16 protein-coding genes and 1 riboswitch are annotated in these 19,470 nt (G+C 60.2%); of the genes, 7 read left to right on the top strand and 9 right to left on the bottom strand.

The features are described 5' to 3' along the window. Window positions 1-70 precede the first annotated feature (70 nt). The gene (locus tag DDIC_RS02880) at window positions 71-1,105 is read left to right on the top strand and encodes a M48 family metallopeptidase (protein WP_136399059.1); all 1,035 of its coding nucleotides are present in this window, start codon (window positions 71-73) and stop codon (window positions 1,103-1,105) included. A 181-nt stretch (window positions 1,106-1,286) separates the two neighbouring features. Here the strand turns inward: DDIC_RS02880 and DDIC_RS02875 are convergent, their stop codons facing one another. Then, entirely contained in the window at window positions 1,287-1,946 is a 660-nt protein-coding gene (locus DDIC_RS02875) for a potassium channel family protein (protein WP_136399058.1), read from the bottom strand. 26 nt (window positions 1,947-1,972) lie between these two features. Further along, on the bottom strand, window positions 1,973-3,337 hold the full coding sequence (locus DDIC_RS02870) for a TrkH family potassium uptake protein (RefSeq protein WP_136399057.1): 1,365 nt from the start codon (window positions 3,335-3,337) through the stop codon (window positions 1,973-1,975). Window positions 3,338-3,421: 84 nt separating this feature from the next. Beyond that, window positions 3,422-3,537: riboswitch (TPP riboswitch) on the top strand. Between the two features lie 59 nt (window positions 3,538-3,596). On the opposite strand from DDIC_RS02870, the gene thiC reads away from it, so the two are divergent. Beyond that, window positions 3,597-4,877: a phosphomethylpyrimidine synthase ThiC gene (thiC, locus tag DDIC_RS02865; RefSeq protein ID WP_136399056.1), complete on the top strand. Its 1,281-nt coding sequence runs from the start codon at window positions 3,597-3,599 to the stop codon at window positions 4,875-4,877. A 572-nt stretch (window positions 4,878-5,449) separates the two neighbouring features. Beyond that, entirely contained in the window at window positions 5,450-6,661 is a 1,212-nt protein-coding gene (locus tag DDIC_RS02860) for an iron-containing alcohol dehydrogenase (RefSeq protein ID WP_136399055.1), read from the top strand. 161 nt (window positions 6,662-6,822) lie between these two features. On the opposite strand, the gene ahpC is transcribed toward DDIC_RS02860, so the two are convergent. Then, entirely contained in the window at window positions 6,823-7,389 is a 567-nt protein-coding gene (gene ahpC, locus DDIC_RS02855) for an alkyl hydroperoxide reductase subunit C (RefSeq protein ID WP_136399054.1), read from the bottom strand. A 328-nt stretch (window positions 7,390-7,717) separates the two neighbouring features. Between ahpC and DDIC_RS02850 the strand changes: the two genes are divergently transcribed. Together DDIC_RS02850 and DDIC_RS02845 are read left to right on the top strand one after the other, a co-directional pair. After that, entirely contained in the window at window positions 7,718-8,179 is a 462-nt protein-coding gene (locus tag DDIC_RS02850; protein WP_136399053.1) for a Fur family transcriptional regulator, read from the top strand. A 301-nt stretch (window positions 8,180-8,480) separates the two neighbouring features. Further along, window positions 8,481-8,693, top strand: a complete 213-nt coding sequence (locus DDIC_RS02845) for a FeoB-associated Cys-rich membrane protein (protein ID WP_136399052.1) — start codon at window positions 8,481-8,483, stop codon at window positions 8,691-8,693. Between the two features lie 167 nt (window positions 8,694-8,860). Here the strand turns inward: DDIC_RS02845 and DDIC_RS02840 are convergent, their stop codons facing one another. The 3 genes from DDIC_RS02840 to uvrA all read right to left on the bottom strand — a co-directional run bounded on the left by DDIC_RS02840 (window position 8,861) and on the right by uvrA (window position 13,666). Continuing rightward, window positions 8,861-10,033 carry an MFS transporter gene (locus DDIC_RS02840; protein ID WP_136399051.1) on the bottom strand — a complete coding sequence of 391 codons (1,173 nt, stop codon included), beginning with the start codon at window positions 10,031-10,033 and terminating at the stop codon, window positions 8,861-8,863. 17 nt (window positions 10,034-10,050) lie between these two features. Then, a complete protein-coding gene (locus DDIC_RS02835) occupies window positions 10,051-10,524 on the bottom strand; it encodes a MarR family transcriptional regulator (RefSeq protein WP_136399050.1) in 474 nt (157 codons plus the stop codon). A gap of 163 nt (window positions 10,525-10,687) precedes the next feature. Next, window positions 10,688-13,666, bottom strand: a complete 2,979-nt coding sequence (gene uvrA / locus DDIC_RS02830) for an excinuclease ABC subunit UvrA (protein ID WP_136399049.1) — start codon at window positions 13,664-13,666, stop codon at window positions 10,688-10,690. Window positions 13,667-13,900: 234 nt separating this feature from the next. Between uvrA and DDIC_RS02825 the strand changes: the two genes are divergently transcribed. After that, complete coding sequence (locus DDIC_RS02825; protein ID WP_136399048.1) at window positions 13,901-14,512, top strand: hypothetical protein; 612 nt, start codon at window positions 13,901-13,903, stop codon at window positions 14,510-14,512. Window positions 14,513-14,666: 154 nt separating this feature from the next. Here the strand turns inward: DDIC_RS02825 and DDIC_RS02820 are convergent, their stop codons facing one another. Together DDIC_RS02820 and DDIC_RS02815 are read right to left on the bottom strand one after the other, a co-directional pair. Continuing rightward, window positions 14,667-15,563, bottom strand: a complete 897-nt coding sequence (locus tag DDIC_RS02820; RefSeq protein ID WP_136399047.1) for a DMT family transporter — start codon at window positions 15,561-15,563, stop codon at window positions 14,667-14,669. Window positions 15,564-15,674: 111 nt separating this feature from the next. Continuing rightward, complete coding sequence (locus DDIC_RS02815) at window positions 15,675-16,265, bottom strand: TrmH family RNA methyltransferase (RefSeq protein WP_136399046.1); 591 nt, start codon at window positions 16,263-16,265, stop codon at window positions 15,675-15,677. A 182-nt stretch (window positions 16,266-16,447) separates the two neighbouring features. On the opposite strand from DDIC_RS02815, the gene DDIC_RS02810 reads away from it, so the two are divergent. After that, a complete protein-coding gene (locus DDIC_RS02810) occupies window positions 16,448-17,920 on the top strand; it encodes a sodium:proton antiporter (protein WP_136399045.1) in 1,473 nt (490 codons plus the stop codon). A 113-nt stretch (window positions 17,921-18,033) separates the two neighbouring features. Here DDIC_RS02810 and DDIC_RS02805 read toward each other — a convergent pair whose 3' ends face one another. Next, complete coding sequence (locus DDIC_RS02805) at window positions 18,034-19,425, bottom strand: radical SAM protein (RefSeq protein WP_136399044.1); 1,392 nt, start codon at window positions 19,423-19,425, stop codon at window positions 18,034-18,036. Window positions 19,426-19,470: the final 45 nt, after the last annotated feature.

Here is a 19,470-nt window from a genome sequence, read left to right as displayed (position 1 = left end):
CAGGAGGTTAAGCAACAAGCATGCCGACGGCAGTCTTTACAGCCCCCGGCCGCTGTGGCAGCCTTGCGCAATGCCAGCCTCAAAAGTCCCTGCCGCCGCGCTGCACGACATTCCCTCAACAGTGGAATTTACCCTGACCGACGGCACGCGCCTGACGGCGGCTGTGCGCATTTCGCCACGCGCCCGGCGAGCCAGGCTCTCGCTCTCTCCCCGAGGCGATCTTGTGCTTGCCATACCTCTGGGCATGGGGCCGCAACAGCTCAAGGCAAGCCTGCAGCTCTTTGTGCCCTGGCTCGAACGGGCAAAAAGCAACCAGCTGCGCAAGCTGCCGCCCCCGCAACTGCCTGCGCGCGTTGACCTGCCCCTGACGGGCGAAAGCTACATGGTGGTTGCCGGGGGCGATATGGCCGCAGGCCGCAAGGTAGCCACAGCCAGCCCGGCGACCGGCACGCTGCAGCTGACCAGGGGAGCGCGCCGGGTGTTGCTGGTGGAGAACGCAAACCAGCTGAGCCTTTTTGGCAGCGTGGACGACCTGTCGTTGTGCGCGCAGGCCCTGCGCCAGTGGAGCCGCAAAAAAGCGGCGCTCATGCTGCCGCCCTTTCTTGAGCATATGGCCGTCAGCGGCGGCTTTGCCCTTGCCGGGGTAAGCGTGCGCGACCAGCGCGCACGTTGGGGAAGCTGCTCGCGCCAACGTCTTCAAAAACATCCCGCGCAGACAACGCAATGGCCGGGAGGCCACCGCACAAAGGTGCTCCACCAGATATCCGCACGCATCCGCAATCTTTTTTCCGCCCCGCTGCCCCTTGGCATGGGAGGGAGGGAGGATGCCGACATGGTGGCCCAGAGGCCCGGCCCTGCCCCGAACGGCCCGGAAGGTCGCATCAGCCTCAACTGGCGCGCCCTGCTGCTGCCGGTCCCCCTGTTGGAGCATTTGTGCTGGCACGAGCTGTGCCATCTGCGCCACATGAACCACTCCGTTGCCTACCGGGCGGAGCTTGCGCGCTTTTCTCCCCGCTGGCCCGAGCAGGAAAAAGCCCTCAATGCCGCATGGCGGGGGCTGCCCTGGTGGGCCCTGCCCGGCGACGACGCCAGCGGCCAGGGCTGATCCGCAGCCAGATAAAAGAGACCAGACGCCCATGACGCAAAAAACCCGTGCGGCCATCTCCTGCTATTGAGGAGAAGGCCGCACGGGTAAAATCAGGCTCGGGTCAAAGCCGCAGGGCGTCGCCAAACGGTGCCGGACCTACGCCAAACGGCGCCGGACTGGGGCAAACCAGCGGCGGTTGTCAGGGGTTGAGCTGGCTCATGGAATCGGCCTTTCCGGCCACCACAAGGGCATCGCCCTTGCGCAGCTCGGTCATGGCAGGCGGCACAAACACAAATTCGTTTTTACCGGCGGGGCGAATGCCCATGACCATAACGCCGTATTTCTGCATGAGGTTAAGCTCCACCAGGGTTTTGCCGTCCCACTGCTCCACGCGCAGCTCCTGAATGGCGATGCCGCCGTACTTGGGGATGAGGTCGAGCATGCCGGGGTGGGTCAGCTGGTGGGCGGCCATGACGGCCGCCTCGGTTTCCGGCACCATGGCGCGGGTGACGTGCAGGCGTTGCAGAATTTTTTTGTGTTCCTCGTTGGAGGCCTTGACCCATATCTTGGGGCCGCCCAGTTCCTGCACGTTGAGGGTTATGCTCAGCGACTGCTCCACGCTTTGCCCTACGCTGATAACCACCCAGTCCAGGTCCTGCACATGCAGCGACCGCAGCACGGCAATATTGGTGGCGTCGGCCTTGTACACCGTATCCAGGGCTTCCTCCGCCCTTTGCACGCGGGCCTCCGACATATCGATGCCAAGCACGGTATGCCCCAGCGACACCAGGGTCGAGGCCATGCGCAGCCCAAACTTGCCAAGACCTATCACGCCGATTTCCATTTTCTTTTCCGCCATGTAGCACCTCGTTGCCCGACAGGCCGCTAGCCAATGGGTAGCTGGGCCTCTGCCACGCTATACGCCTTTTTGGTCCGCAGGCTCTGCGCCGCCATCAACAGGCTCAAAATGCCGACCCGACCCGCAAACATACTGAAAATGATAATGGCCTTGCCCGCTGTGCTCAGGTCTTGCGTCAGATTGACGGAAAGCCCCACAGTACCCAGGGCCGACACCTCTTCAAACAGCAGGCGCAGCAACGATGGCCCGGGCGAATCCTTTGCGCCAAGGATGTCGCTTTCGGTAACTGTAAGCAAAAACAGCGAAAAAACTACAAGCAGGGTGTAGGCAAAAAACAGGGTCAGCGCGCGGCGCACATTTTCCGTCGGTACGCCCCGCCCTTCCAGTTCTATCTGGGAGTCGCCCCGAAACTGGGCCGCAATGTACCCCGCAAGCACCCTGAAGGTTACCACCTTTATGCCGCCCGCGCATGATCCCGGCGCGCCGCCTATAAACATCAGGGCTATCAGCACCAGCAGGGCCGCGTCGCTCAGCAGCGCAAAATCAATGGTGCTGAAGCCCGCAGTGCGCGCCACCACAGAATGAAAAAACATGGTGATGGCCAGATCGGCGCAGCCCTCCGGCGTTCTGGGCACGCTGCCCCGGCAAAATTCGATGGCAAACATGACTGCCCAGCCCACCACAATGAGCAATAGGCTGGTTTTTACCACCATACGGCTAAAACGGCTCAGCCGGCGCACGGGCGCTCCAAGACGCCCGCCGGTGCAGATGCCCAGAAACTCGCGCAGCACGCCAAAACCAATACCCCCCAGTATGACGCTGCCCGCAATAATGGCGTTGACGGCGATATCGTCCCTGAACAGGGCAAGATTGGTCGTGCTGAGCGCAAACCCCGCGTTGCAAAAAGCGGAAACCGCATGAAACACGGCGCTGAACGGGTAGAAAAAAACCGGGTCGTGCAGCCACAGCAGCAGGGCGGCCAGGGCCTCAATGCCAAACACCAGCCCCAGTACCTGCCGTAAAAAGGCCGCCAGGCTAAAGTCGCCCCACAGCAGGGCCTGGCTCACCGCCTCGCGGCTGTTGAAGGGCACGTTGTTGCGCCAGAGCAAAAAAATGATGCTGGTATAGGTCATCACGCCAAGGCCGCCGGTCTGGATGAGGCACAGCAGCACTCCCTTGCCAAAGGGGCTGAGCACGGCGCTGATATCCACCGGCGACAGCCCGGTAACGCAAACGGCGGACGTGGCCAGAAAGCAGGCGTCGATGGGGCTTATGCTCTGCCCCTGGGGCCAGCTGGCGGGCAGGCCGAGCAGGATGGACCCTGCGGCAATAACCGCAAGAAACGACAACACTGGCCAGGTAAACGGGCTCAAAAATCTTTTTCTTGCCATGAGTTATCTATGCCAGCCAGTGCACGCAAATGCAATATACCGCCGCGCGGGCTTTACAGCCGCTGGCTAAAGAGCTATTTATGCAAACAGTGCTAGGGGAGCTGCGGGCCATATGGTCTGGCAGCTGAGAGTGGGAAAAACCCAGACCCTATGAACCTGACGCAGTTCGCACTGCCGTAGGGAAGCCGCGGCCACGACGCTGTAACCGCTGCTTGTGGCTTTTTTTGCGCCCTGCGTCGCAACCCGCGAGGCACACACCATGTCTGCATCTCTCCTTGCGCAGAACACCGCCCTGAGCGGCCTGCTGGACAAATACCTCACCAGTCTTGCTGAGGAAGAACAACTCGCACCGCAAACCATTGTCGATGCCCTTGAAGCAGGCACCATGGTATTGCTGGGCAACCCCGTCCACCCCAACCTCAAGCCCATCCTTGTGGGCCAGCCCTCCCGCATCAAGGTCAACGCCAACATCGGCACATCGCCCCTGTGCAACTGCCCGTCCACCGAAGAACGCAAAATCAAGGCCGCCCTTGAGGCAGGCGCTGATACCGTGATGGATCTCTCCATCGCGGGCGACCTGGACGCCCTGCGCCTGGGTATGCTCAAGGCCTGCCCCCTGCCGCTCGGCACTGTGCCGCTCTATGCCGTGGGCCAGCAGATTCTGGATGCGGAACTCGATATCGCCACCATGCAGCCCGACGCCCTGTTTGACGAAATCGCCAAGCAGGCGCGGCAGGGTGTGGATTTTATCACCGTGCACTGCGGGCTTTCCAAACGTGGCGCTGAAATGGCCGTCAAAAACAACCGCGTACTGGGCATCGTATCGCGCGGCGGCTCCATGCTCGCCCGCTGGATGCTCGAAAACAACCGCGAAAACCCGCTGCTTGAGTATTATGACCGCCTGCTCGAAATCTGCCGTCCTTACAACGTCACCCTTTCGCTGGGCGACGGCCTGCGCCCCGGCGCTGGCGTGGACGCGGGCGACGCCGCGCAGTGGGAAGAAGTCATCAATCTGGGCCAGCTGGCCAAGTACGCCCTTGCGCGCGGCGTGCAATGCATGATCGAAGGCCCCGGCCATGTGCCGCTCAACCAGGTGCGCACGCAGATTCAGGGCATCAAGCGACTGACCAACAACGCGCCCCTGTATGTGCTCGGGCCCTTGTGCTGCGACAGCGCCCCCGGCTACGACCACATTGCCGGAGCCATTGGCGGCGCCATGGGCGTGGAGGCTGGCGTGGACTTTTTGTGCTACCTGACCCCCGCCGAGCACCTTACCCTGCCCGATGAAGCGGACGTGCGGGCGGGCGTTATGGCCTCGCGCGTGGCAGCCCACGTGGGCGAGGTAGCCCTGGGCCGTCCCGCCGCCGTTGCCCGCGAGGCCGCCATGAACGCCGCCCGTAAGGCTCTGGACTGGGACGCCATGTCCAAGGCCGCTCTTGACCCCCAGATGCTCGAAAAACGCCGCGAGGATCACAAGACGGAAGAAGTCTGCGCCATGTGCGGCAAATTCTGCTCCGTCAAAATGCTGCGCGGCCACTAAACCCTGCGGCACATCCATCTGCCATACAGGCGGGAGGTTCCTTGCGGGGCCTCCCGCCTTGCTTTAGGGGCACGGGCCCGGCGCGTTGAGCGGTCGCGCAATGCAGCCAGCACCTCGCAGACGCCGCTCCTGCCTGCGGCCAGCTCCCGCCCTGGCACCAGGCCACTTGAAACCGCGTGCGACCACTCACCCGTCATCGCGCGCAAGCCCCACCATATCTATAGCCCGTCCAACACCCGGCATACCCTTTTGGCCGTTTACCATTCCCGCTCTCGCTGGTTTATGGCCCGCGCGACATGCCCCGACGCACACCCCCGGACATCCGTATCCATAAAACAGGTACTGGCCGCAAGGCTTGGGGGCGACGCCATGCGCAGCTCCTGCAGCGCAATGCCGCTTGGGCGGCAAGTAAAAAATTCACGCTGTCACCATTAGCGTGAAAAATGTTTGTGCGCTCAAAGAGCTTTACTATCTGCTCGTTTCTCCTTATAAATAATCCATGTGAAAAAAATAACAACAAATGTCCGGACCGCCATACGGTCAGGAGCCATCATAGCACAAAGGAGAAAACCATGTGGAACCCGGCAGACGACTACGCCAACGTGCGCGAAATACGCGTTAAAACCACGGCCTATCTGGGCGTGGGGGCCATCAATAAAATTGACGACATCCTCGGTCAGCTCAAAAGCGAGGGCATCCATGCGGTGCTGTGCGTGTGCGGCGGCCGCTCGTACAAAATAACCGGAGCGTGGGAAAAGGTGGAAGCCGCAGCGCAAAAGCACGGCATCACGCTGGCGCTCTACAACCGCGTCACCCCCAACCCCACCACCGACAGCGTGGACGAGGCCGCGGCCATGGGCCGCGCCGTCAACGCGGGGGCCGTGCTGGCCATAGGCGGCGGCAGCCCCATAGACTGCGGCAAAAGCGCCGCCATTTTGCTGGCCAACCCCGGTAAAACAGGCGACGACCTGTACTGCTACCGCTTTACTCCGCAAACAGCCCTGCCGGTTATTGCCGTCAACCTTACCCACGGCACGGGCAGCGAGGTCAACCGCTTTGCCGTGGCCACGGTCACCAAGCTCAATTACAAGCCCGCCATTGCCTACGACTGCATTTACCCCCGCTACGCCATCGACGACCCCGCGCTCATGACCGGGCTTTCGCCCGACCAGACGCGCTATGTGTCCATTGACGCTGTAAACCATGTGATCGAGGCCGCCACGACCACGGTTACCAACCCCCTGGCCATCGGGCTGGCGGCAGAAACCATCCGCCTTGTGCACCAGTGGCTGCCCGCCGCCCTGGCAGACCCCGCCGACCTCAAGGCCCGCCACCAGCTGTGCTATGCGGCCCTGCAGGCTGGCGTGGCCTTTGACAACGGGCTGCTGCACTTCACCCACGCGCTTGAGCATCCCCTGAGCGCGGTCAGCCCCGACCTGTCGCACGGTCTGGGTCTGGCAGTGCTGCTGCCCGCCGTAATTCTTGAATGCTACCCCGCCTGCCCGGGCGTGCTTGCGCACATTCTTGCACCCATGGCCCCTGACCTCAAGGGCCTGCCCGAGGAGGCCCCCAAGGCGGCCAAGGCGGTGGAAAACTGGCTCGCCAGCGTGGGCGTGACGCAAAAACTTGCGGACATCGGCGTTACCGCCGCCGACATAGAAAATTTTTGCGATCTTGTGGAACAGACCCCCTCGCTTGGGCTGTTGCTGTCCGTTGCGCCGCTGGAGGGCACGCGCGACCGCGTGGCCCGCATCTACGCCAACTCGCTCAAGCCGTTGGCCTGACCGCGGGCAAACATCTTGCCCCTGAAATTTTTTGGGGCTGAGCAGTCATAAAAATGGGGCCCGTACTTGCGTACGGGCCCCATTTCAGCGGGGTTGCCTGAGGAGGGCATTAGGAAGGGATATCAAACATTGTTCAGTATCTGCGTGCACGCTGCATCTGCTTACAGCTTGCCCACCAGATCAAGACCGGGCTTCAGGGTGGCGCTGCCGGGCTTCCAGCGGGCAGGGCAAACCTGATCGCCGTGTTGGGCCACAAACTGCGCGGCCTCAAGCTTGCGCAACAATTCTTCAACATTGCGGCCAATGGGCGTGTCATGAATTTCGTAGGCCTTGATCAGCCCATCGGGGTTGACCAAAAAACTGCCTCGCAGGGCCTGCCCGGCACCTTCAATCATGACGCCAAACGCATTTGACAGCGCACCGGCGCAGTCAGACAGCATGGGGTAACGTATCTTGGCGATACTTGGCGAAGCGTCTGCCCAGGCCTTATGCACAAACGCGCTGTCTGTGGAGACAGAGTATATTTCGCAATTGAGCTTTTTAAACTGCTCATAGCTTTCGGCCAGGTCTTCCAGCTCGGTGGGGCACACAAAGGTAAAGTCGGCAGGATAAAAAAAGAATACCGACCAATGCCCCTTGAGGTCCGCCTCCGTCACTGTTTTCAACTCACCAGCGTGAAAGGCCATTACGCTGAAGGGCTCAACCGCTTTATTGATGAGATTTCCCATGATTTGATCCTTACAGCGAAGCAACTTGCTTCGGCAAAGGTTATTTCACGTGCTCTTTGAAAACAGTATTCAATCCTAATTTGACTGTCAAGCAAATAACCAAAAAAATTGCTCCCCCGGATTTATTGAAATGATACCCCCGGCAGTAAAGCAAATATAGCACTCTTTTGTGCCAAAAACAAAATCATATGCTGTCGGAATTGGCTTCGCTCATTGCTTTTTGCTGTTTTTTAGGCCAAAAGAGGCATTCATGGTTACGGTTGCAAGCTCTGCGCGCGCCGTCGTTTTTACCAATTGCACACTTGTTCAATCAGGGGTGGGCATCCATATGACAACGCAGCAAAATAACGCCTGCCTGGCGGATTTTTTGGATTTCATGAACCGCAAGGGGCTGAACACCACATCCCAGCGGCGCATCATTGCCGAAGCTTTTTTTGAACTGCCCGGACACCACTCGCTTGAAGAATTTTATCAGCATGTGATCAAGCGCGATTCGGGCATCGGGCAAACCACGGTGTACCGCACGCTCAAGCTGCTGTGCGATGCCGGTCTGGCCATGGAAATCCACTTCAGCGACGGCATCACCCGCTACGAAATTGCCAAGCCGGACAGCCACCACGACCATCTTGTGTGCCTTGACTGCGGCAAAATTGTCGAAATCTGCGACCCCCGCATCGAAAAACTGCAGCGTGAAATGGCCGAAAAATACGGCTTCAAACTGCGCGGGCATGTGCACAACCTGTACGGCATCTGCAAGGAATGCCGCGACAAGGCCGCGCAGGAAGCCTGATTTACGCTGCCAGCCCTGCACTCACGTTCTTGCCTCATTGGGGCAAAACGGACAAACGATTTTAAGGCTGCCTCAGGGCAGCCTTTTTTTGCGTGCTGTGCCCGCCATAATGCGGCTGCCAAGGCCGACGACCACTGCCCTGGGACCCGCCTGCCGCAAGCACGGCCAGAGTGCTGCACGGCGACATTTTTTTTGCCGCGGCGCATAAATGAAGTTGACATTCATTTTCTACTGGCGCAAGCTATGGTCAAGTAAAGCCCAAGGGGCTGACGCGCCCCCAACGGCAACAGGAAGGTGAACAATGGATACCCAGCTTATAATCGTCATGCTGTGCATTGCGGCAGCTGCCTATTACTTTGGCCGCCGCGTCTACACATCCATACGCAAGGGCAAGTGCGGCGGTTGCGACGGCGGTTGCGACAGTGCAAAAAAAAGCTCGTGCGGCTGCACGCCCAACGATGCCGAAGCGCAACGGCTTGAAAGCAGACGGCTCAAATTTGAACCCAAAAAATAGTTCTGCAAGCATACGGCCCCTCCTCCGGTTCGTTTTTGCGGCAGAAAACGAACCGGCTCAACCCAAAGCGCAGCTGAAAGCCAGATATCTCTGGCTTTCAGCTGCGCTTTTTGGACTGCGTTTTTGGGGGCGCGCCGCTGCTGTCGTTCAGGCTCCGGGCACGCGCTCTAAAGCGTCTGGGGCACTGGCTGCGCAGCTTTGCGGCCCTTGAGGGTCAGGGCGACCACGGCGGCGGCAAAAGGCAGGCAGATCAGCATATTGATGGCAAAGCCAAGTCCGGCGTACTGGATGACAAGCCCCACAAGGCCCACCCCAAGACCGCCGATGCCGATGCCAAACCCCAGAGTAAAACCCGACGCCATGGCGGCCTGCCGGCAAAGCAGCTCCTGCGCCAGCACCACAATGGGCGAAAAGGACGAAAGCAGCGTTGCGCCCGCCAGGGCGAAGACCACAGGCTGCAGGCCCGCGCCCACATGCATAAAGAGATAAAAGAACAGGGGCGACAGGGCCAGAGAAAGGAAAATGACGATATTTTTGCCAAATCTGTCGGACAGATACCCTCCGGCGATGCCCCCTGCGGCTCCGGCGCAAAGCAAAATAAACAGCAGATGCGCGCTGGTGCCCAGGCTTACGCCGCGCTGCTGCAAATACAGAGGCAAAAAAGCCACAAGGCCGGAATAGGTCAGGGTGCGGACGGCGATAATCAGCACAAGCTTGGTCAGCTCCCGGCTGGCTGGCCGCAGGGCTTCCAGCAGCGGCACGGCCTGCGCCTGCGGCTCTCTCGGCGAAGTTTTTTGCGCCTTAACGGCCAGCAATGCCGTTACAATAATGCCCGGCACAACAAAATACGGCGTTACCGACAGGCCGTAGCGCTCTACCAGCGGGATGACAAACAGGGGCGTCAAGGCCCAGCCCAGATTGCCGCACGCGCCAAACACCGCCTGATACAGCCCTTTTTTCTCTCCTCCCGCCGCGCTGACCATGGCCGAAGCCTGCGGGTGAAAGGCCGCCGCGCCAAGCCCCGACAGGGCCGCAAGGCCAATGAGCATGGCCGGGCTGTGCGTCAGGCCGATGCAGCTCAGCAAAACAGCCAACCAGGCCGTGCCCACGTAAATCATCCAGCTCTGGTTTTTTCTGTCCACCATATAGCCGACGAGCGGCTGGGAAAGTGAAGATGTAATGGTAAAGGCCGAGATGGCAAACGACACCTCGCCAATGCCAAAACCCGCCGCGATGAAAAACGGCGTAAGAATGGGAATGATATTCATATACCAGTCGTTGAGCATATGCGCGAATGATATGGAATAGACAACATCTTTTCTGATAGCGCTTGCACTCATGTCAGACCTCTTGAGCCTTACTTTCTGTCGCAGTGATCTGCGTAGAATTTTTCAAAGCTAGCTTCCACCAAGCCATTAATATCCATAAGAAAACGCAGTATCACCGCCTGTTCGTCTTCATCGTATCTGCCTACAATGTTAAGCTTTTCGCCAAACGCGCGGTTGTGCGTTATTTTGTGGGCCTCGAATATTTTTTTGCCGCCTTCTGCAACCCTGAAATAAATATTTTTATTATTTTCAGGCTCCTGATAGCTTTCAATAAGATTCTTTTGCAGCAGCTTTTTGCATATTTTGCTTATTGCCCCCCGGGTCATGCCCATCTCGACGGAAACCTTGGTCACATTGGCGTGGTCGAGGGAGCCTATCCAGTGGATGCAATGAACCTCTGTAATGTTCAGCTCATCAAAAAAATCTTCATTTCCGTGCTTGAAGGCGTCGGCATGCTCGGAAATTTTGATAAGCTCGGCTACAATTTTGTGCGGCTGGTCCATATGCGCTCCTTTTTGTTGACGCGGAAACAATATGACGAGATTGTTTCCGCGTCAACAAAAAATCATAGTCTTGGCCGCCAGCAGTTTTGGCCAGAACAACAAAAAGCGCGCCCGGCAAACCGGACGCGCCCCATAACGTGCCTGACAGTCCTGCGCGGGGCTGTCAGACGTTGGTAGCCGCAATTGCGCTAGCGCCACGTTTGAGCCTGTCGAGCCGCTCCTGCATGAGGAAGCGCCCGGTGACGGAACTAGGATCGGCCACGATGGCTTCGGGCGTACCGGCAGAGACGATTTGCCCGCCGTTTTCGCCGCCGCCGGGGCCCATGTCCAGCACGTAGTCGGAGGCAAGGATCATGTCGGTATTGTGCTCGATAACCACGACGCTGGCCCCCCGGTCAACCAGGGCGTGCAGCACCTTGATAAGCTTGCCCACCTCGTGCATGTGCAGGCCGGTGGTGGGTTCGTCGAGAATATACATGGTTCCCGGCAGGGAGCGCTTGCCAAGCTCGCGCGAAATCTTGATGCGCTGCGCCTCGCCGCCCGAGAGCGTCGTAGCGGGCTGCCCGAGGCGCAGGTATTCTAGCCCCACCTCTTCCAGCACGGCAAGACGGCGCTCCAGCGAGGGGTAGCTTTCAAAAAGCTGGCGGGCCTGATGCACGGTGAGGTCGAGCACCTCGGCAATGTTCAGTCCCTTGTAGCGCACCTCGAGAGTCTCGTGGTTGTAGCGCTTGCCCTTGCACACGTCGCAGGTAACGTACACGTCGGGCAAAAAGTGCATTTCAACCCTGATCTGCCCGTCGCCGCCGCAGGCCTCGCAACGCCCGCCGCGCACGTTAAAACTGAACCGCCCCGGTTTGTAGCCGCGTTTGCGGGCGTCCTGGGTCATGGCAAAGATGTTGCGTATTTCGTCAAAAATCTTGGTATAGGTGGCGGGGTTTGAACGCGGCGTGCGGCCAATGGGGGTTTGGTCGATGGCCACAATGCGCTCCACGGGTGCGGAGCCTTTTTCGTATTCCAGACCGGCGATGGTGCCGGGCTGGTCCACGCGCAGGCCGAGGTTGAGCGCCAGATGCTTATAAAGGGTATCCACCACCAGCGAGCTTTTGCCCGAGCCGGAGACCCCTGTCACGCAGGCCAGCACGCCCAGAGGGATGCGGCAGTCGATATTGCGCAGGTTGTTGGTGGTTATGCCGTGCATGACCAGCGCTCCCTGCCCTTCGCGCCGCCCGTCCGGCAGGGCGATAACGTCGTCGCCGCGCAGGTAGCGGGCGGTAAGCGTATCAGCCTTGCCCAGCAGATCGTCCACCCGCCCCTGAAACATGATTTCGCCGCCCTGCGAGCCGGAGCCGGGGCCAAGCTCGATGACCGTATCCGCAGCGCAGATGGTGGCCTCGTCGTGCTCCACCACAAGCACGGTGTTGCCGCGCGCCTGCAGCGAGCGCAACGTGCCCAGCAGCCGTTCGTTGTCGCGGGGATGCAGGCCGATGGAAGGCTCGTCGAGCACATAGGTAACCCCCACAAGGCCGGAGCCGAGCTGCGAAGCCAGGCGGATGCGCTGCGCCTCGCCGCCCGAGAGAGTGGACATGGAGCGCCCGAGCGAAAGGTATTCAAGCCCCACGCTGCGCATGAACGACAGGCGGTGGGTCAGCTCCTTCATCAGCGGTTCGGCTATGACCACATGCCGCCCCGTAAATTCGCGCTTGCCCAGCCACTCAAGGGCACGCTCCACCGAGAGGTTGCAAAACTGCGCGATATTCAGGTCGTCCACCCGCACGGAGAGAGCGTTGGCGTTCAGCCGCGCGCCGTGGCAGTCGGGGCAGTCCATGGTCTGGCGAAAACGCGCCAGCGCCTCGCGCCAGGCGTCGCCATACTGCATGCCGCTTTCAAGCAGGGGGATAACGCCGGGCCAGCGCTTTTCACTCACGCTCACCAGCCCCTGCGCCCGTAAGGCATCAGAAAAATGCTCGCTCTGATAATCGCCGCCGGCGCCCAGGGCCACGCTGCCGCCCATCCAGTTGCGGCGCAGGCCAAGCGAGGCCCGCGCGGGGCGGCCCTGCTCGTCCTCGCCATAAAACAGGGCGGAAAGCGCGTCTTCACTAAACTGCTCAAGCGACGTGGAAAGCTGAAACTTGAAGCGTTTGCCCAGAGCCTTGAGGGCGTCCTCGTAGCGGCTGAACATCTTGTCCGTGGCCCAGGGCAGCAGCGCGCCCGTGTTCAGCGAAAGGCCCATGTTGGGCGCGATGAGGCGCGGCTCAAAATAATCCACCCCGCCAAGACCCACGCAGCGGGGGCAGGCCCCCTGCGGCCCGTTGAATGAAAACAGTTGCGGGCTGGGCGCGGGCAGCGAAATACGGCAGTGCGCGCAAACGGAGGTGGTGGAGTGTACGGTGTCGGCATCCTGCCCAGCGGCCGCTTTGTCCGGCTCGTGCAGCACAAGGCGACCTTCGCCGTAACGTAGCGCAAGCTCCACAGAGTCCGCCAGACGGCCCCGAATGCCCTCCTTGTTCACCAGGCGGTCAACCACCAGATCAATGGAGTGCTTTTTGTTTTTGTCCAGAGCGGGCACGTCGTCCAGGGTATAAAACTCGCCGTTGACGCGCACGCGGGCAAAGCCCTCGGCCTTCAGTTTTTTAAACTTGTCCTGATGCGTGCCCTTTTGCAGTTCCACCAGCGGGGCCAGCACCATAAACTTGGCGCCCTGCGGCAGAGCCATGATGTCGGCAATGATCTCGTCGGCGGCGCGGGCCTCGATGGGCCGCCCGCACTGCGGGCAGTACATGCGGCCAAGACGTGCGAAAAATACGCGCAAAAAGTCATAGATTTCTGTTACCGTTCCCACGGTAGAACGCGGATTGCGCGAAACGCTCTGCTGCTCAAGGGATATGGCGGGCGAAAGCCCCTCGATCTTTTCCACATCCGGCTTGTCCATCTGGGGCAGAAACTGGCGGGCATAGGCCGAGAGCGATTCCACATAGCGGCGCTGGCCCTCGGCATACACAATGTCGAACGCCAGTGTTGACTTGCCGGAGCCGGAAGGCCCGCAGATCACCACCAGTTCGTCACGCGGGATGTCCAGGCTGATGTTTTTGAGATTATGCTGGCGGGCCTTTTCGATGTGGATGCAGGGCTTGCTTGTGTTCATGAAAGCATATGTAAGCGGCCCAAAGGGCATTGGCAAGGGCCGCAAGAGCGGATTTTTAGGCATGTTGCAACGGCAGTACGCGGGGCCGCCTCCGGCAACGGCCAGTCCGGCGCATGTCCGGCGACGTTGCGCAAATTGATTCACCGCCTTGCATGGACAAGTTTTGCCGAAAGCAGTATAAAAATTTTTACAGCTCGTCTGTTCTCTGCAACCCTCTGTCTTGCGGGAGGATGTATGCCGCGTCATATACAGTGTTTATTGCTTACCCTGCTGCTTGCCGTATTGCCCGGCTCCGCCGGAGCCGCTGAAAGCGACGTGACGGCACGCGGAATTTTTGCCCTGCTGCCCGAAAGTATTTTTGAAAACACGCCCGAAGGTCTGAGCGCCCCGGAAAAGCAAAAACTGCTCGCTGCCGGGCATTCGGAATTTTGGGAAGTGGCGGGCGAAACCGAAGACGTCATGGTGTTTGCCTCGCTGCCCTTCAGGGATACCGCAGTGGCCCTGCGCCTGTTCCGCAATGTTGCGGACGGCTCGGTACTGGCCGCGCTGGGCACCCTGGGCGGCTCGGTATGTACCTTTGAGCTGTGGCGAGTGGACGCCTCAGGCCGCGCCGTGCCGGCGGACACGCCGCCCGAGCCGGACATCACCGCTTTTTTTGCCCCGGGGCGCAAAATGCCGCCCGACGTGCAGGCGACCGTGATGATCTGCCTGGGCCTCGGCGGCCTCAGGGCCCAGCCGCTTTTTTGGACAAATACGGGCATGGCCCATGTGCCTGTGGATAACGACGTCAGCTTTCAATGGAACGGCAAAAGCTTTGACAAGCTGGTGCAGACGCATACGGACTAACGCCTGAAAAAACATTCCGGGTTGGGGTTCCCGCAAGGGAGAGGCCCGTTTCCGCTTGGTTTTTTTGCGGAAACGGGCCTTGCCTTGTCACAGACATCCCCGGCGCGTCAGCCCCCGTCTGCCAAAACACAAAGCTCAAACGGGGCCGCTCTGCCTATGCCTTGCGCGCTCTCTGCCCGGCAACGCTGAACATCAATAGCGCCCCCAGAATAATGGCCCCGCCAGCAAAGGTGGAGGCCCCCGGCAGCCCGCCCGTCACGGCAAAGTCGAGCAGCATGGACAAAAAGGGCGTTAAAAACATGTAGTTGGTCACCAGACTTGTGCGCGGCGCGAGCGAAAGCGCCCTGGTCCAGAGCAGATAGGCCGCCGCACTGGGAAAAATACCCAGCAACAGCACCAGCCACAACGCATGGGCGGGCGCGGCCCGCATCTCGGCCACAGCCTGCGGCAGGCAATAGAGCAAAAACAGCGTGCCTGCAAAAAAACTCCAGGCGGCGATCTGCACGGCTCCATAATGCCGCGCCAGGGTGCGCTGCACAACATTGTACAGGCTCAGCAGCACCGCCGCCGCCAGTACCCAGCCCATGCCGGGCGCAAGCACAAAACCGCTGCCGCCGCCGTTCATCACCACCACGCCGCCAAAGGCCAGCGCCAACGCCAGCCAGCGCAGCACGGGCAGCCGCTCGCCAAAAAACATGCGGGCCAGCGCCGCCGTCAAAATCGGGGCGGTAGAAATGACAATGCAGTTGGTGGTAGGGTTAAGACTGATCGACCCCTCGTTGAAGGCCAGCAGATAAAGCGTAAAGCCGCTCAGGCCGGAGGCCGCAAACAGGGGCAGGTGCCGCGCCGCAGGCACAAAAAAGCCGCCGTGCCCCCTGCCCATGGCTGGCAGGACAACCAGAAAGGCAATCGAGGCCACCGCGCAACGCACGAGGCCCAATGGGCCGGGGGTAAAAAAGGCCAGCGCCACCTTGGTGTACACATAGGCTGTGGACCACAACACAACAGTGGCAAAAGCATAGGCCTGACAGACCAGCGAGGGGTTGTTCATGACTATTCGTCGGCGAACAGTTACACAATGCGCAAACCCGAAAATCGCCCGCGTACGCCGCGCGGGCGGCCCGGGCTTTCGTGGCCGGATATCGGCCAATTCGGGCTATCGCTATTTTTCCAGCCACTCTCCCAGGCGTGCCGCAAGGGTAGCTTCGTCAAGGCGCGGGGTTGCGTACATGCCTGCCGCCTCGCGCTGACGGGCTGCTTCTGCCAGAATAATGGCCGAGGCAACCGACACGTTAAAACTCTGGATCATGCCGTACATGGGTATGTACAGCTCGCCGTCGGCGGCGGCCAACAGCTCCGGCTCCACGCCGCTGTGCTCGTTGCCCATGATCACAGCCGTGGGGCGGGTAAAGTCCCACTCGCGCATGGGGCGGGCTTTTTCCGTAAAAGATGTGGCAAGCACCTGCATGTTCTGCGCGCGCAGGTCGGCCAGCATGTCGGCGCTGGTTTTGTGGCGCACGCTTTCCACCCACTTGCGGGCGGATGCGGATGTTTTGCGCCCCAGCGCGGGAAAGGGCGTATTGGTGTAATACAGATGCACGCGGCTTACGCCAAAAGCATCGCACGACCGGTAGATGGCCGAGACGTTGTGCGGGTCGTGGATATTGGCAAGCACCAGCGTAAGGTCCGGCTGGCGGTGGCTCAGCACTTCCAGAAAACGCGCCTTGCGCCGTGCCGTAGGTTCTTTTGGCATGACGAATTCCTTATACCTTATAATTGATTGCTGCCTTTCTGTGGCAGAAAATAGCCGTTCAGGCAAGTGCGCCGCGCAGCACGGGCATGGACTGTCCACGCCCCTTGGGCTATGTTAGGGCAGGCTCTGTCGACCTGTATTCCCAATGGGCCCGCAACCCCATCACTTTTTTCAGGAGCAACATGACAGTATTCCGATTTGCCGCCGTTATCATGAGCGCCCTGCTGCTCAGCCCCGGTGCTGCCCTCGCCGCAGCCCACCATCTTTCCGTACCCGGCACGCTCTCCGCCTGGTGGATCATACCTTTTGCGGGCATGCTGCTTTCCATCGCCGTGATGCCCCTCGCCGCCCATGTTTTTTGGGAGCACCACCGGGGCAAGATATCGCTTTTCTGGGCGCTGACCTTTCTTGCGCCCTGCCTGGCCGTCTACGGCCCCTCCGTGACCTTTTATGAATTCTGCCACAGCATCCTGCTGGATTACATACCATTTCTTGTGCTGCTGTTTTCACTGTACACGGTCGCGGGCGGGGTGCGCCTGACCGGCTCGCTCACAGGCACTCCGCCGGTCAACCTGGGCATTCTGGCCCTCGGCACCCTGCTGGCCAGCTGGATGGGCACCACGGGAGCTGCCATGCTGCTGGTGCGGCCGCTGCTGCGGGCCAACGCGCACCGCCGATACCGTGTGCATTCCGTCGTCTTTTTTATCTTTCTGGTGGCCAACATCGGCGGCTCACTTTCGCCGCTGGGCGACCCGCCGCTTTTTTTGGGTTTTTTGAAAGGGGTGGACTTTTTCTGGACGACCGAGCACCTTTTTTTCAAAACCCTCAGCCTGTCCCTGGTTCTGTTGACCCTCTATTTTATTTTGGACACCGTGCTCTACAACAGGGAAGGCCGCCCGCTGCCGCCCGCCAGCATGCCTGACGAACCTGAGGCCGGGCCCATGCAGCAAACCCCGATGCGAAAGAGTCAGCCCCAGGAAAAGCTGGGGCTGGACGGCAAGATAAACCTGCTGTTTTTGCTGGGCGTTGTGCTTGCCGTGCTGCTTTCCGGCCTGTACCCTCTGGGCACGGTCGCCACTGTGGGCGGCGTACCCCTTGAAGGGCAAAACATTTTGCGTGACGCCGCCCTGCTGACGCTGGCATGGCTTTCGCTACGGCACACAAGCCGCAAATGTCGCGAGCTCAACGGCTTTTCGTGGGGGCCCATTGAAGAAGTGGCCCAGCTGTTTTTTGGCATTTTTGTCAGCATGATTCCGGCCATGGCCATCCTCAAGGCGGGCGCATCCGGGGCGTTGGCCCCGCTGGTGGAGCTGGTTTCACGCGACGGGCAACCGGTCAACGCCATGTACTTCTGGCTCACGGGCATACTCTCCAGTTTTTTGGACAACGCCCCGACCTACATGGTTTTTTTCAACATGGCGGGCGGCGACGCGCAAAGCCTCATGCACCAGATGCCCGAGACGCTGGCGGCCATATCTGCCGGTGCGGTCTTTATGGGCGCGTGCAGCTACATTGGCAACGCGCCAAACTTTATGGTGCGCGCCATAGCCGAAGACCAGGGCGTGCGCATGCCGGGATTTTTTGGCTACATCGCATGGTCAGCCGCCATTCTTGTGCCGCTGTTCGCACTGCTGACCTGGATTTTTTTTGTGTAACCTGCTGCTTGCACAACCGATCTGCAATACAAAAAGGCGGGCTTGAAGCCCGCCTTTTTGCGTAACTCGCAGTTCTTAAGCCCTGGAGGAGGGTACAGGGCGCAAGCCGCCAGTTAGATGAATTCGTCAATACGACCGGCGCGCACCTTGTCCAGCAAACGCCTGGCCGCGCCAAGTTCCGCAGTGGGCATTTTTTCCAGCTTTTCGGCCAGCAGATGTTCGCCCAGCACGCGGGTGTAGGGGGTGGCGTAGTGCAGCAAAAATTCCTGGAAGGATGCGGCAGAGTTGGGGCCGCACTGGTTTTTCATGCCGCATTCGCGCACCATGGACAAAAAGTCTTCGCCCCGGCGGCCCAGACGCGGGCAGGCTGCGCAAAAGGACGGCAGGTGGCGGGCTTCTTCAAGCAAAAAGCGCACAACTTCGTCCACATGGCAGTCTTCACCAATGGGAAAGGCCACCTTTTGGTCCGGCTCGTCAATCCAGTTGCCGTAGGGGTTGGCCACGCTGCCAGTCAGCAGCTGTGAAGCGCCGGCGCTGCAGCCGTCGCGCCACAGGCCCGCTGGCTCCTTGGTAGTCAGGATGATTCCGGCATAGGGCACGGCCAGACGCGCTATGGCTACGCAACGCAGGTAATCCGAATCGCTCACGGGGTATGGGGTCTGCATGTGGCTACCCGGCGCGCAACGCATGCGGTGCAGGCTCAGGGTGCGACAGCCTGTGTCATAGGCCCGCAACAGGTGGTTTTGATGCTGCACCAGACCAAGCAGATCAAACTGCCACGGGCCAAGGCCCAGCATCAGGCCGCCGCCCACGTCGGGCACGCCAGCCTGCAGGGCCACGTCCGCCGCGTTGAGTCGCGCGTAATAATCGCTCTTGGGGCCCGAGACGTGCGCCGCGCGGTAGCTTTGTTCATAGTAGGTGTCCTGATAGATCAGCACCGTACCCACGTACGAATCAAGCAGGGCCGTATATTCGTGGGAGGCCAGAGCGCCCACGTTCACGTTGACGCTGTGCACCTCGCCCACGCCGTCAAAGGCCGTGTACAGAATACTGATGGCTTCGGCCAGATATTCGATGTCCGCATTGGGCAGCTGCCCGCTGACAAGAAAAATGCGCTTATGCCCCTGCCGGATGAGCTTGAGGGCGGCCTCGCGCATTTCGGGCGAGGTCATGTACTTGCGCTCGACGGCCTTGTTGCTTTTGCGGTTGGCGCAGTACAGACATTCACTGCCGCAGTGGTTGGAGATATGCAGCGGCGCGGAAAGTACGATGCGGTCGCCGTAAACCTTTTGCTTTACCTCATCGGCTGCCGCCATAATGCGCCCGATGCCCACGCCGTCCTGCACGCGCATGAGGGCAACCGTTTCTTCAATCGAAAGCGGCTGCAGCTCCAGCGATTTGTTAAGGATATCCCGAAGCTCTGCGCTGTCGGGCGCGGCATCCCGTTCCAAAGCTCTGCCAATGGCCTGAGAATCAAACCAGCGGGGTTGTGCATCAAACGACATGGGAACCTTCCTTGCAAATATTTTAAATACTTTCAGCAGACTTGT

This window comes from Desulfovibrio desulfuricans (assembly GCF_004801255.1).
GTDB lineage: Bacteria > Desulfobacterota > Desulfovibrionia > Desulfovibrionales > Desulfovibrionaceae > Desulfovibrio > Desulfovibrio desulfuricans_C.
The sequence above is the reverse complement of the archived record's forward strand: the minus strand, read 5'-3'. Positions and strand labels throughout refer to the sequence as shown.

Bases quoted from the DNA above. Each gene is read 5' to 3' on its own strand.
- thiC (WP_136399056.1), top strand. From the start codon at position 3,597: ATGTCTGCATCTCTCCTTGCGCAGAACACCGCCCTGAGCGGCCTGCTG.
- DDIC_RS02850 (WP_136399053.1), top strand. From the start codon at position 7,718: ATGACAACGCAGCAAAATAACGCCTGCCTGGCGGATTTTTTGGATTTC.
- uvrA (WP_136399049.1), bottom strand. From the start codon at position 13,666: ATGAACACAAGCAAGCCCTGCATCCACATCGAAAAGGCCCGCCAGCAT.
- DDIC_RS02825 (WP_136399048.1), top strand. From the start codon at position 13,901: ATGCCGCGTCATATACAGTGTTTATTGCTTACCCTGCTGCTTGCCGTA.
- DDIC_RS02840 (WP_136399051.1), bottom strand. From the start codon at position 10,033: ATGAGTGCAAGCGCTATCAGAAAAGATGTTGTCTATTCCATATCATTC.
- DDIC_RS02805 (WP_136399044.1), bottom strand. From the start codon at position 19,425: ATGTCGTTTGATGCACAACCCCGCTGGTTTGATTCTCAGGCCATTGGC.
- DDIC_RS02875 (WP_136399058.1), bottom strand. From the start codon at position 1,946: ATGGCGGAAAAGAAAATGGAAATCGGCGTGATAGGTCTTGGCAAGTTT.
- DDIC_RS02870 (WP_136399057.1), bottom strand. From the start codon at position 3,337: ATGGCAAGAAAAAGATTTTTGAGCCCGTTTACCTGGCCAGTGTTGTCG.
- ahpC (WP_136399054.1), bottom strand. From the start codon at position 7,389: ATGGGAAATCTCATCAATAAAGCGGTTGAGCCCTTCAGCGTAATGGCC.
- DDIC_RS02815 (WP_136399046.1), bottom strand. From the start codon at position 16,265: ATGCCAAAAGAACCTACGGCACGGCGCAAGGCGCGTTTTCTGGAAGTG.
- DDIC_RS02810 (WP_136399045.1), top strand. From the start codon at position 16,448: ATGACAGTATTCCGATTTGCCGCCGTTATCATGAGCGCCCTGCTGCTC.
- DDIC_RS02820 (WP_136399047.1), bottom strand. From the start codon at position 15,563: ATGAACAACCCCTCGCTGGTCTGTCAGGCCTATGCTTTTGCCACTGTT.
- DDIC_RS02880 (WP_136399059.1), top strand. From the start codon at position 71: ATGCCAGCCTCAAAAGTCCCTGCCGCCGCGCTGCACGACATTCCCTCA.
- DDIC_RS02835 (WP_136399050.1), bottom strand. From the start codon at position 10,524: ATGGACCAGCCGCACAAAATTGTAGCCGAGCTTATCAAAATTTCCGAG.
- DDIC_RS02860 (WP_136399055.1), top strand. From the start codon at position 5,450: ATGTGGAACCCGGCAGACGACTACGCCAACGTGCGCGAAATACGCGTT.
- DDIC_RS02845 (WP_136399052.1), top strand. From the start codon at position 8,481: ATGGATACCCAGCTTATAATCGTCATGCTGTGCATTGCGGCAGCTGCC.